The organism is Mycetocola sp. Y791 (assembly GCF_059445325.1).
The window spans coordinates 786,428-798,818 of record NZ_JCAIUC010000001.1 but is presented as its reverse complement, the minus strand read 5'-3'; the positions used below and the strand labels follow the sequence as shown (position 1 = coordinate 798,818).

11 protein-coding genes and 1 pseudogene are annotated in these 12,391 nt (G+C 66.1%); 8 read left to right on the top strand and 4 right to left on the bottom strand.

Going from position 1 to position 12,391, the window contains the following annotated elements; all coding sequences use genetic code 11:
- Positions 1 to 3 precede the first annotated feature (3 nt).
- The 3 genes from AC1C2N_RS03690 to AC1C2N_RS03680 form a co-directional block, all read right to left on the bottom strand.
- Entirely contained in the window at positions 4 to 846 is an 843-nt protein-coding gene (locus tag AC1C2N_RS03690) for a DUF3097 domain-containing protein (protein WP_495432922.1), read from the bottom strand.
- Between the two features lie 434 nt (positions 847 to 1,280).
- The gene (locus AC1C2N_RS03685; RefSeq protein WP_495432921.1) at positions 1,281 to 2,063 is read right to left on the bottom strand and encodes a class I SAM-dependent methyltransferase; all 783 of its coding nucleotides are present in this window, start codon (positions 2,061 to 2,063) and stop codon (positions 1,281 to 1,283) included.
- 223 nt (positions 2,064 to 2,286) lie between these two features.
- A complete protein-coding gene (locus AC1C2N_RS03680) occupies positions 2,287 to 2,808 on the bottom strand; it encodes an NUDIX hydrolase (protein WP_495432920.1) in 522 nt (173 codons plus the stop codon).
- A 138-nt stretch (positions 2,809 to 2,946) separates the two neighbouring features.
- On the opposite strand from AC1C2N_RS03680, the gene AC1C2N_RS03675 reads away from it, so the two are divergent.
- From AC1C2N_RS03675 to AC1C2N_RS03660, 4 genes are all read left to right on the top strand, one after another.
- Positions 2,947 to 3,522 carry a hypothetical protein gene (locus AC1C2N_RS03675; RefSeq protein WP_495432919.1) on the top strand — a complete coding sequence of 192 codons (576 nt, stop codon included), beginning with the start codon at positions 2,947 to 2,949 and terminating at the stop codon, positions 3,520 to 3,522.
- Positions 3,523 to 3,600: 78 nt separating this feature from the next.
- Positions 3,601 to 4,392, top strand: coding sequence for an alpha/beta fold hydrolase (locus AC1C2N_RS03670; RefSeq protein WP_495432918.1), 792 nt, complete (start codon positions 3,601 to 3,603; stop codon positions 4,390 to 4,392).
- A 136-nt stretch (positions 4,393 to 4,528) separates the two neighbouring features.
- Positions 4,529 to 6,622, top strand: a complete 2,094-nt coding sequence (locus AC1C2N_RS03665; RefSeq protein WP_483405661.1) for a TPM domain-containing protein — start codon at positions 4,529 to 4,531, stop codon at positions 6,620 to 6,622.
- A 40-nt stretch (positions 6,623 to 6,662) separates the two neighbouring features.
- Positions 6,663 to 7,445, top strand: a complete 783-nt coding sequence (locus AC1C2N_RS03660) for a PspA/IM30 family protein (protein WP_495432917.1) — start codon at positions 6,663 to 6,665, stop codon at positions 7,443 to 7,445.
- Between the two features lie 178 nt (positions 7,446 to 7,623).
- Here AC1C2N_RS03660 and AC1C2N_RS03655 read toward each other — a convergent pair whose 3' ends face one another.
- The gene (locus AC1C2N_RS03655) at positions 7,624 to 8,370 is read right to left on the bottom strand and encodes a gamma-glutamyl-gamma-aminobutyrate hydrolase family protein (RefSeq protein ID WP_495432916.1); all 747 of its coding nucleotides are present in this window, start codon (positions 8,368 to 8,370) and stop codon (positions 7,624 to 7,626) included.
- A 136-nt stretch (positions 8,371 to 8,506) separates the two neighbouring features.
- On the opposite strand from AC1C2N_RS03655, the gene AC1C2N_RS03650 reads away from it, so the two are divergent.
- The 4 genes and pseudogenes from AC1C2N_RS03650 (at position 8,507) to AC1C2N_RS03635 (ending at position 12,383) form a co-directional block, all read left to right on the top strand.
- On the top strand, positions 8,507 to 9,322 hold the full coding sequence (locus AC1C2N_RS03650) for an arginase family protein (RefSeq protein ID WP_495432914.1): 816 nt from the start codon (positions 8,507 to 8,509) through the stop codon (positions 9,320 to 9,322).
- A 38-nt stretch (positions 9,323 to 9,360) separates the two neighbouring features.
- Positions 9,361 to 10,788: a dihydrolipoyl dehydrogenase family protein gene (locus AC1C2N_RS03645; protein ID WP_495432913.1), complete on the top strand. Its 1,428-nt coding sequence runs from the start codon at positions 9,361 to 9,363 to the stop codon at positions 10,786 to 10,788.
- Positions 10,749 to 11,144: pseudogene (locus AC1C2N_RS03640) on the top strand (Fe-S oxidoreductase); the annotation flags it as partial. The gene AC1C2N_RS03645 and the pseudogene AC1C2N_RS03640, both read left to right, overlap by 40 nt.
- 207 nt (positions 11,145 to 11,351) lie before the next feature.
- Positions 11,352 to 12,383, top strand: coding sequence for an LLM class flavin-dependent oxidoreductase (locus tag AC1C2N_RS03635; protein WP_495433075.1), 1,032 nt, complete (start codon positions 11,352 to 11,354; stop codon positions 12,381 to 12,383).
- Positions 12,384 to 12,391 lie beyond the last annotated feature (8 nt).

Sequence of the window (12,391 nt, the reverse complement as noted above, 5' to 3'; positions counted from 1 at the left end):
GGGTTACGGGGTCGGCGCCGTCACGAAGTCGATGAGTTCCTCCACCCGGCCGAGGAACGCCGGCTCGAGGTCTGAGTAGTTGCGCACCCGGCCGAGGATCGCCTGCCACGCCCGGGCGATGTCAGCCTGGCTCTCGTTCGGCAGGCCAAGGGCGGCACAGATGCCCTTTTTCCACTCGATCGACCGCGGAATGTTCGGCCATTCCTTGAGTCCGACGCGCGCCGGCTTTACGGCCTGCCAGACATCGATGTAGGGGTGACCGACGATAAGAACGTTGCCCCCGTGTTTTCCGCGAATCACGGCATCCGCGATTCGGGTCTCCTTGGAACCGGGGACGAGGTGGTCGACGAGCACGCCGACCTTGCGAGTCGGGGTTGGCGCGAAGTCGGTGATGATGGCGGCGAGGTCATCGATGCCGCCGAGGTACTCGACGACGACGCCCTCAACGCGCAGGTCGTCGCCCCAGACCTTTTCGACGAGTTCGGCGTCATGCCTGCCCTCCACGTAGATGCGGGACGGAAGTGCGACGCGGGCCCGTGAATCCTCGACGGCGAACGAACCCGAGGCCGTGCGGGTCGGGCCAGCGGCCTTCTTCTTTGGCACCGTCAGGATGACCGGCTTGCCCTCGAGCAGGAAGCCGGGGCCGAGCGGGAAGACGCGGCGCTTGCCGTGGCGGTCTTCGAGCTGCACGGTCTTGCCCTCGATACCGGTGACGGCACCGCACCAGCCGGTCATCATTTCTTCGACGACGAGGTCGGGTACCGCTTCGTGCTCTTCGGGTGGCGGGGTCTTGCTCTTTCGCCAATCGGTGGCGAGGACATCGCTTCCGTACGGGTCATAACTCACGTCGTCAACGGTAGTCGCGGCCGCCGACGGCGAGCGGATGCCACGCTGCGGTTCGACTCTTCACGGAGCTACAGCGGGGCTGGTTACGGGCGCGACACGCCCGTAGCGCTGGGTAGCAGTCGCCACTCACCTGCCGCGCCGTGGTGTTTCGGGAGGAGAATCGCAGAGTCCACGCACCTCTGACGCTCCGACCCCCGGATCTACCTCCCGAAACGACACCACTGGCATCCGCTGGCCGGTGACGGCAAGTGGATGCCACCCGCAGCGTCGATCAGCGAACGCACGGCGACCTGTCCGTGAGCGGATTCGCTCACGGACAGCTGGCTTGTTCTCCCCGCGAACTCATTGGCCTGATGACGGGCCTCCTGTATTTGTTTGCATCAGCCCTTGCGATGTCGATTTAACCGATCGATGACCGCGTCGTGATCCCTCGATTACTGCGCCGGGCGCGACACGATCAGCCGAAGCGAGCCGTCAAAGGTCGGCGCGCTGCGGAGTGCACCGTGGCGGGCGTCCCAAGCGCCGGAGTCGAGATCAGCCCGCAGCGACGCCTCAAAGCGCTTCCCCACTGATGGCTCGACGAAACTCCACGCAGAGTTCGCCAGTCGCGCACCGGAGTCCAGCAGCGCCTCGGGCCGACCGTAGTAAGCCTCACCGAACCCGTCGGTGCAATCCAGAGGAATCGGAATCGCGGATACCTCAACGGTTCCGCCGAGCGCGTCGGCAATGTCGGCAATGCTCGGATATCTGCTGGCCTCGGTCGCGATGACCTCCGGTGCGTATTCAGACAGCCAGAAACGATCGAGGGCGGTCGGATCGCACGTGAGAACGACGACGGGGCCCGCGGTGACACGGCGCAGCTCGCTCAGCCCGGCGCGAAGGTCCGCCCACTGATGGACCGTGAACGACGCCAACGCCGCGTCGAAAACAGCGTCCTCGAACGGCAGCGCCTCGGCCGTCGCGTCGATCGCGGGGGCGAGCGTGCGTGGTCGCTGTGCGCGCATTGTCGCGCTCGGCTCGACCGGCGTCACGTCACGGTCGATCGGTTCATACGACCCGGCACCCGCGCCAACGTTGATGATCGTGTGTGCTCCACCGAACGCTGCGTTAATTGCCGCCACAATTCGGGGGTCCGGCTGGCGGTATGCCGTATAGCCCTCACCGATCGCGCCGTAGTTCGCGTCGCCGGCGCTTCCGTCGGACTGTCGATCAGTCATGCGACCTCCCTGGAAGCGTCGTCCTGCCGTGCCGCCCTCTCAGCGTTTCGGGCGGAGAATCGCAGAGTCCACACACCTATTGTGCCCCGACCCCCGGATTTACCGCCCGAAACGACGCAGCTGGCATCCGCCCCACCTGCGTCACCGCGCCCTATGGGCGCTGACACATCAGAGTGACGGAAGCGGCCGTCGCTCGGCGGCCAGCTGCGAAGACCAGGATCGGTCAACGGGCGACTCCTTCACGCTCACGCAACTCCGCAACGAAACGTCTCATCACTCGCGCGTCGTCGGGGTGGAATGTGCGCCAGTCGTCATCGATGGAGACCCACCGTGCAGGTTGCCCGGGTTCGGGGCGGAGGGCAGCTTGGGTGTCGGCGATCGCCCAGTACGAAAGACTCAGCGTTACAGGCCAATCCGACCTGTACGAGCGAACCGCGGCGAAGGCCGGTCGCTCCCCGAGGTCCAGGTCGAGTCCCGTCTCTTCCCTGAGTTCCCTGCTCGCCGCTTCTCGAGGAGTCTCACCGTCCTCGACCCGACCGCCGGGCGGCACCAGCCCACGCCATCGATGCTCGACAACGAGCACGCGGTCAGAGTCCGGCGAGAAGACCCAGACATCGGCGGCCAGCGGATGCTGGTCAGCCATCCACTCAGATTGGAACCAGGCCAGGACTCCGGCTTCCGAGAGGTGTGCCGCGGCGATATCGTCGCGCGCCGCATCGGCAACGCGCACCGAGCCATCAGCCAAGCCGCCCTCCCCCGTCCGCCGTCGCTCGTTAGCCTAGGGCCCGCACCCGATATGCCGCCTCCTGTATGCAGAGGCAACCCGCAGGATCTGCTGCCACGACCGGGCGGGTGAAAAAGCGGGCGGCGATAGTCTGCTGGGGTGACTCTTCCATCGACCCGGCCCATTAGACCGTCCGCTGCGACGATGGCCGATTTCTGGCGGTTGGCGGCAATTACCATGTCTGCCCAGCTCCTGGCTACCCGGAAACAACGCGCACTTTTCGTTGCCGTGGTGATCGGGGCGGTCGCCCTCGCCGTGTCTTTGGCCTCTCTCGCGCTTTTACTCGACGCGACCTGGGCCCTGGTGATCGGGGCGGTATACATCGCAGTCCTCACCATCTCTATCGTCGGTGCCGTTCTCCTGCACGCGGCGTGGCGGCTGCTGGACCCCAAACGTTTAGTGTTTCTGTCCTCCACCCGAGGCGCGTCTCTGGATGTGCGATTCAAACGGAGCGTGATGTCCTTCGACAATCACGGGCGACTTCCAGGTGACTCATCAGCGACCGCGTTGCGAGCGCAGGTTGCGAACTGGGCTGGCACTCTTCCTCATCACATTGATGTGAGAGCGCAGAATTCGCGGGTCGCCGACCTTTATGCGAAGCAGTTCCCGGAGCTGGCACCGGCGAACCCTGACGTTTTCGGCCGTGTCCAGATGAGCGGCCGTCCCACGCGCTGATCGCTTTCGCAATGCTGGCACCGCTGGCATCCGGACCCCCGTTCCCCTCACCGAGACGCGTCACTACGATCTCGGAGTATGGAAACCCGAATACGCGGAGTCCTCATCTCATACGCCGAGCACGGAGACGGCATCCCCCTGGTCGCCCTTCACGGTGCCGGCGTTGACCACCGTGACATCGAAGCGGCAGTTGAAGCCGTCGTCCCTGCGGCTGGTTACCGCCGGATTTATCCCGATCTGCCGGGAATGGGTCGCTCGACGGCCGAGGGCCTCACGAGCAATAGTGACGTGGTTGCCTTGCTCGTCGACTTCATCGACCAGATCTCTGACGGACCTGTTCTGCTCGCAGGACACTCCTACGGCGCGTACCTGGCACGCGGAGTCGCGGCGGCACTTCCAGCGCGCGTGCGCGGCCTGGCGCTGCTGTGCCCATTTGGTGACGGATCGCTGAACCTGCCCGAGCATCGAGCGGTGCAGCAGGACGCCGACGCATATGAAGACCTCGAACCCGAGCATCGAGACGGATTCGACGGCTACTTCGTCGTCAGGACGCGCGCCATGGCCCGCCGGTATCGAGACCACGTGGCACCCGGCGCCGCGCTCGTCGACCAGACGGCTCTCGAGCGCATCTTTGGTCGATGGAGCGTCGACGTCAGAACGGAACCCTTCCACGTTCCAACCCTGATCGTCGCGGGTCGACAGGACGCGACAGCGGGCTACGCGCACGCGACAGCCCTGATGGAGAGGTACCCGCGGGCCACTCTGGCGGTCATCGACGGCGCAGGCCACGCCCTGATGCACGAGCGCCCGCAACTCCTCGGAGTACTCATCGAAGACTGGCTGGACCGCGTCTCACGTCGCGACGCCTGAGGCATCCGTGGAATGAACGAGCACCCGCCTACCACAACCTCGCGCGGGTTACCCAGGGGGCCTCGTTCTCTGGACTCCCTCAGTGACCGAACAATAGACTCGCACCGTACCTCCAACCCCAACCGAAGGTGAGCCGATGCGGGCACGCTCGATCTGGGGCGCTGTGACACTCGCGGTCGCCGTCGTCCTTGGAACCCCAGCTCTTGCGTCTGCAGCTGAGCCCGTCATCCTCGGTGATTCGCGGGTCGTCGATGACTCGGGCGTTCTCGATTCGAGCGGAACCCAGTCGATCGAGACTGCAATCGACACACTGCGCTCCGAAACGGGCGCCGACCTCTGGGTCGTCTACGTCGACACCTTCGAAGACCCGAGCGACGCCGCCGAGTGGGCCAACACCACGGCGGAAAACAACGGGCTCGGTCCGAACCAGTACATCCTCGCGGTCGCCACAGAGGCCCGTGTGTACTACCTCTCCGGTGACTCCGGTGGACCGGTCACCGACGAACAGCTGGGTGAGATCGAACAGCGCCTCGTCCTCCCCGAGCTCTCCGACGGCAACTGGGCAGGCGCGGGCGTTGCCGCCGCCCAGGGGCTCACCAACGCGATCAACGGAGATGCCGTGACGGATGCCGTTGGCACCGGTGGTGGCGGCGGCCTGTCCGGCGGCACCGTCTGGATCATCCTTCTCGTCATTGCAGCGATCGCTGTGGTCCTGGTCATAGTCCTGATGCGGCGCCGTAAGAAGACCCCGGCCGTCGATCCGCGCGCTGGTGAGCCAGCCGAACTCGCGGCGATCTCCACCGAGGACCTCGATCGCCAGGCCGGCAGCGCCCTGATCGAAACCGACGACGCCGTGCGTACAAGCGAACAGGAACTCGGCTTCGCCATCGCCCAGTACGGCGAAGAGTCGGCGGCTAAGTTCCGTGAGGCCATCGCGACGGCAAAGACCACCCTCTCGCAGGCCTTCACGATCAAGCAGCGTCTCGACGACGCCGAGCCCGACACGGAGCAACAGGTTCGCGCCTGGAACGCCGAGATCATCCGCCTCTGCGCGAGCGCCAACGACGCCCTCGATCGCGAGGCTGCCGCATTCGACGAACTGAGGCAGATCGAAAAGACTGCACCGGATGCCGTCAAGCGGCTTCGCTCCGAACTCGAGCGTGTCTCTCAGCGCAGGCCCGCTGCAGAGGCAACGCTTTCCACGCTCTCGGGCCGCTATAGTCCCGCCGCTCTCTCGGCTGTCGCCGACAACGTGGAAGAGGCCGACGAGCGGCTGCGGTTCGCAGCGACAGGACTCGATGCCGCGGATCAGGACCTGACGGAAGGCGACCTCTCAACCGCAGCCGTCGGCATCCGTGCTGCCGAAGAATCGATCGAGCAGGCGGGAATCCTCCTCGACGCCATCGACCACGCTGCGGCTGACCTGGCTAAGGCGGAGGAATCGATCCGCGCCCTGGTCACCGAGCTCGAGAACGACCTGCAGCTTGCCCGCTCGCAGCCCGACCCGGAGGGTTCTCTCGCGAACGTCATCGGGGCAACAGAGGGAATCCTCGCCGAGCTCGGTGCCGATCGTTCGGCGGGCCCATACTCGCCTCACGAGCTCGTCCAGCGACTCGAAGCAGCGGATTCGACCATAGACAGCGTGCTCACCCAGGTCCGTGACGCGGAAGGCCAGCGCCGGCGCACGCAGTCGATGCTCCTGCACTCCCTGACGAGTGCACAGGATCAGGTCGCGGCAGCGCAGGAGTACATCACGACCCGGCGTGGCGCGGTCGGTGCCGAGGCCCGCACGCGCCTCGCGGAGGCGGAACGCAACCTCGGCCTCGCCATGCAGTCACGGGAATCCGACAGCGAATCTGCCCTCATCTACGCGCAACGAGCCAACGAACTCGCCCGGCAGTCGATGCAGTACGCCCAGAACGACGTCAGTGGCTACGGCACAGGTTTCGGTGACGTGATGGGTGGTGGCGGCAGAGGCTCGAGCGACGGCTCGATGGGTGCGATTCTCGGCGGCATCCTCATCGGTCAGGTGCTCGGCGGTGGCGGCGGCGGAATGTTCGGCGGCGGCGGCGGCGGCATGTTCGGCGGGGGCGGCGGAAGCTCGCGCGGCCGTTCCGGTGGTGGCGGGTTCGGTGGCGGCGGCTTTGGCGGCGGACGCTCGAGCGGTCGCAGCGCGGGAAGTTTCGGCGGGAGCGGTTCACGCTCCCGACGAGGAGGCGGCCGGTTCTAACGGCTCGCTTCATGACATCAATCGATCGGAAGGAAGAACTATGACCAAGCAGTCAATCTTCGGGCGCATCGCCCAGCTGGCGAAAGCGAACATCAACGCTCTCATCGACCAGGCAGAAGACCCGCAGCTCATGCTCGACCAGATGGTGCGCGACTACACCAACAGCATCGCTGAGGCCGAGAGCGCCATCGCCGAGACGATCGGAAACCTGCGCCTCCTCGAGGAGGACCACGCCGAAGACGTGCGTGCGGCAGGCGACTGGGGCAACAAGGCACTCGCCGCGAGCCGCAAGGCAGACGAGTACCGTGCGGCGGGCAACAGCGCAGACGCCGACAAGTTCGACAACCTCGCGAAGGTGGCCCTGCAGCGCCAGATCACCTCTGAGAACGAGGCGAGGATGGCCGAGCCGCAGATCGCGTCGCAGACCCAGGTCGTCGACCAGCTCAAGAACGGCCTCAATGGCATGAAGGGCAAGCTCGAGCAGCTCAAGTCGAAGCGCAGCGAGCTCATCGCCCGCTCGAAGACCGCCGAGGCCCAGAAGAAGGTCGCGGATGCCGTCAAGAGCATCGACATCATGGACCCGACCAGCGAGGTCAGCCGGTTCGAAGACAAGATCCGTCGCGAGGAAGCCAAGGTCCGTGGCCAGCAGGAACTCGCGGCCTCCAGCCTCGACGCCCAGTTCGAGTCGCTCGAGGACATCGGCGAAATGACCGAGGTCGAGGCGCGGCTCGCCGAACTGAAGTCCGGCGGCTCGCGCGCCGTCTCGGGCAACTCAAGCACACCCGCCGTCACACAGGGCGCGCCGTACACCCCGGGTGAGTAGCACGTCACCCGCCGCGTAGCTCGCGGGATTGACAGGTAATCGCACGGTTATCAGGCCGGTTCTCAACGACTGGTCCTGATAATCGTGCGATTTCCTGTTAACCGTGCGCTGCGGCATCCGTCGTCGCCAGCCACCGCTTGCAGAAGAACCCGGTGAGCGGATACCGGGACGCGCGAGGTCAGGAACGCTGCAGTTGAACGCGGGTCTCGGCCGCGAGGCCGTCGAGCAGGACGCGGAGCTGCCCGGTGGGCGCGAGGAGGCCCTCTGGATGCCACTGCACACCGGTGATGGGCAGCGACTCGTGTTCGATGGCCTCGATGTGGCCGTCGTGCGCCCAGCCCACAGCGGTCAGGCCATCGCCGAGCCGGTCGGCGACCTGGTGGTGCGCGCTCTGCACGAGGATGTGCTCGCGACCGAAGCGCTCGGCGATCCTGGACCCGCGCTCAAGGCGGACCGGGTGCTCGACCAGGGCGTACTCCACCGGAAGATCGGTGACGCGGTGTCCCGGCGCTTCAACGTGCTGCAACAGAGTGCCGCCGAGCGCGACGTTGATGACCTGGTGCCCGCGGCAGATGCCAAGCACCGGCGTCCGCGTTGCGGCGGCGCGACGAACAAGTTCGATCTGTGCGGCATCCGCAATTTCGAAGTGATGGCTTTCGCCCTCGTAACCGCGTTCGCCGTCGTAGAACTGGGGATCGATGTCTTCGCCGCCCATGACGATGATGGCGTCCGCGGAGTCGGCCGCATCGAGCAGCCCGGTGACTCCGAGGTCGGCGGCGGACAGCTGCGTGACATCCCAACCGGTCTCGCGTGCCTCGTGGGCCGCCCGGTCGATCATGGTCCGCACGTAGGCGTCGTACTCGGGAGCGTTCTCGCGGCGAGTGGTGACCTCGACGACAACGAGGCGCGCAGCGGCGTCAGACACGGCGGCCTCCTTCGGGTTGTGGTTCCATTCTGCCCTCTCCCCGAGAGAAATACCGTATGCCGGTGCAACACCGCGCAACACACCGGTAAGCGCAGGGGTCTCGGCAAAACCCGATCCGCTGCCGGATACTAAGAAAATGGCGACTTTCATGGTGGTGCCCGCGTGGCAGGGTTCCGGTTCTTCCCGAGCGATGCGACTCATCGATGGTGCTGACGCAATCGGCGGCGACCTGCCATCCACGGCGACGGTTCGAGTCGAGGTTCCCGTCGAAGCCGGCGAATCGCTCGACACCGGAGTACACCGGCTCTCATCGCTCCTCGTCATCCGTGAACACCAGCTTGCCGCCCTCCGCGAGGCGACGGGCCCCGTGATCACGATCGGCGGAGGGTGCGCTGTTGCCCTCGCCTCGATCGAATACGCGGCAGCGGACGGCGATGTCTGCGTCCTGTGGATCGACGCCCATTCCGACCTCAATGACGCCGTGTCGTCACCATCCGGTTCGTTTGACGGCATGGTGCTGCGCTCGCTGCTCGGCGAAGGTATTCCCGAGCTGGCATCAACCGCTCCGCTGGACCCCTCACAGGTCGTCATTCTCGGCGCACGCTCAATGGACGATGCCGAGCAGGTCGTGATCGACGAACGCGCGATCCGGATGCTGTCTGTCGACGACTGGACGCCGGAATCCGTGATCGAGGCGGTTTCGGCATCCGGAGCATCGAAGGTCTTCATTCACATCGACCTCGACGTGCTCGACCCCGCTGACATCGCGGGCACATCGTGGGCTGAGCCGTTCGGCCTCCCTGCGGCACACCTCGTTGACCTCATCGGCGCCGTCCGCGGTTCGTTCGAGCTCGCGGGTGCCACGATCTGCGGCTTCGCGCCGTCAAGCCCGGAACGAGCGGTCGACGACCTGCCCACAATCCTGCGAATCATTGGAGCACTCGCGCGCTGACATTCCGCAGCGCGGGTGGTGACCGGTAGCCTCGGGTCATGACTGAGAAGCAGTACGACCTCATCGTCCTCGGGGCAGGACCGGTGGGTGAGAATGTCGCTGACTACGCGACGAAAGCTGGCCTCACGTGCGTGATCGTCGAGCGCGAACTTGTCGGCGGGGATTGCTCATTCTGGGCGTGTATCCCCTCGAAGGCGCTGCTGCGGCCGCCGTCGGCCCGTGACGCTGCACTGCGGGTGGCCGGGTCGAAGCAGTCCGTCACCGGACCACTCGATGTCGCTGCGGTGCTCGCACGCCGCGACTCGTTCGTGAGCGACTGGGACGACACCGGCTCACTGCCCTGGCTCGAGAGTGCGGGGATCGACCTCGTTCGTGGGCACGGCCGGCTCACGGGAGTGCGCACCGTCGAAGTGACGACGGATGCCGGCGAGACCGTCGTTCTCGAGGCCAGGCAAGCCGTCGCTGTGTGCACCGGGTCCGACGCGCTGATCCCCCACATTCCCGGCCTTGCCGAGGCGAAACCGTGGACGAGCCGCAACGCGACAAGCGTGAAGGACGTGCCGGAGTCGCTCGCCATCATCGGCGGCGGAGTGGTTGCCGCAGAGATGGCTACCGCGTTCATCGCGCTCGGGTCGACGGTGACCGTTATCGCCAGAAGCGGCTTGTTGTCCGGACTCGAACCGTTCGCGGGCGAAGCGGTGACGATGCGGCTTCGCGCCGACGGCGCCACCGTGCTCCACGGTGCACCCGTCGGGGTCAGCCGCGACGACGACGGCCGGGCGGTCATCGAGTTGGACTCCGGCGAAACCGTGACGGCCGCCGAGGTTCTCGTCGCGACGGGCCGCACGCCACGAACGACAGAAATCGGGCTCGAGACCGTCGGGCTCACCCCGGGTGATTGGATCGGCGTCGACGATTCGCTCCGTGTCGACGGTGTGGATGGCGGCTGGCTGTACGCGGCGGGTGACGTCAACCACCGCGTGCTCCTCACCCACCAGGGCAAGTACCAGGGCCGGGCTGCCGGGAAGGCGATCGCCGCCCGCGTTCGCGCGCCGGAAACGCAGGCCGAACCGTGGGGCGACCTGGCGGCATCCGCTGATCACGAACGTGTGCCGTCGGTGATCTTCAGCGAGCCGCAGGTGGCGACCGTTGGACTCACCGCTGCCGCGGCGGAGAAGGCCGGCTACCGCACGCGCGTCGTCGACTACGACCTCGGTGCTGTGTCAGGCTCGGGTCTCCACGCGGACGGGTACGAGGGCCACGCGCGGATGGTCGTGGACGAGAACCGAGGCGTTGCGCTCGGGGTGACCTTTGTGGGGCAGGATGTCGCGGAGCTGCTGCACGCAGCCACCATCGCTGTGGTCGGCGAGGTGCCGCTCACCCGGTTGTGGCACGCGGTGCCCGCGTTCCCGACGATGAGTGAGATCTGGCTTCGGCTGCTCGAGACCTACCGGGCCGGAGAGTGACGGGCGTGGGTTCGAATTCGCTGTTCAGCCGCGCCGGTTATCTGTACGCGACCACCGTCGGCTTCGTCTGGGGCTCGATTTGGTCGACGGGAAAGATCACGCGCCGCAATGGGCTCTTCGTCTTCACCGGGATGCCGAAATGGACCTTTGGCCGAGGCGGCTCGTGTGTCGGCGGGTGTTACCTCACCGACCGAAACGTGTCGGCCGATGTGCTCGAGCACGAGGCGGTGCACAAGGAGCAGTGGCAGCGATACGGGATGGTCTTCCCGATCCTGTATTTCTTCGCCGGGCGGGATCCACTCAAGAACCGGTTCGAGATCGAGGCAGGGCTCGAGAAGGGCGGTTACATCCGGCGCCCTTCGGCCGGGCGTACCGCCGCTGGACGCGTGGCCGCGGGGAATCCCGCCGGTTCTCGTACCGGGCAACCCGCTGCTGGCCGCCCTGCCGCCAAGGGAAAGTGAGGTGCTGGAAGTGATCGTGGCTGAGCCGACGCCCGTGGTCGTGCTCGTGCTTGCGGCGGTTGCCTCGCACGCGGTTGCGTCGCAGGCAGAAGGATCGTGAGCATGGAGCTGGGCGTCTATACCTTCGGGGACATTCCGCTGAACCCCGAATCCGGGCAGCTGGAGTCCGCCGAACAACAGCTCAGGAACACGATCGACCGCATCAGACTGGCCGATGAGCTCGGCCTCGACTGGTTCGGAATCGGCGAGCATCACCGCCCGGAATACTCGATCACATCGCCGGCGACGGTGCTCGCGGCGGCGGCATCCGTGACGAAGAACATCAGGCTCTCGAGCGCCGTGACCGTACTCTCCACGGAAGACCCGGTTCGGGTGTTCCAGCAGTACTCGACGATCGATCTCCTCACGGGAGGCCGGGTGGAGATCGCGGCCGGTCGCGGGTCGTTCATCGAGTCATTTCCGTTGTTCGGTGCCGACCTTGCCGACTACGACGAACTCTACGAGGAGAAGCTCGGGCTCCTTCTCGAGATCAACGCTCACGAGCGAGTGACCTGGCACGGCAAGTACCGGCCAGCACTCACCGATGCGCTCATCCTGCCTCGGCCTCATTCGGGCAAGCTCGACATCTGGATCGCCACTGGTGGAAACCCCGAGTCGTCGATGCGTGCCGGGTACCTCGGGCTCCCGATCAACTACGCCATCATCGGCGGTTCACCCGAGCAGTTCGCGCCACGTGCCCGGCTGTATCGCGAGGCGGGAGCGGCGGCCGGCCACGCGGCATCCGACCTCAAAGTCGCCGTCTCAGGCCCGGGATTTGTGGCGAAGTCGAGCCAGGAGGCGAAGGATACGTTCTTCCCGTACTGGCACAGATCGATGACGGCGATCGCGGCTGAGCGCGGTTTCACGGCGCCGAGCAGGCTGGGGTTCGACACCCAGACGGCGCGCCGTGGCGCGATTTTCGCGGGAAGTCCGAACGAGGTGGCCGACAAGATCATTGCGCTTCACGGTCACCTGGCGCACGATCGGCACGCGCTGCAGATGGACTGGTCTGGTCTCCCTCACCCTCTGGTGATGGCCTCGATCGAGTTGCTCGCGACCGAGGTGCTCCCGCAGGTGCGGGCCGAGCTGGGGTAACGCGTCGT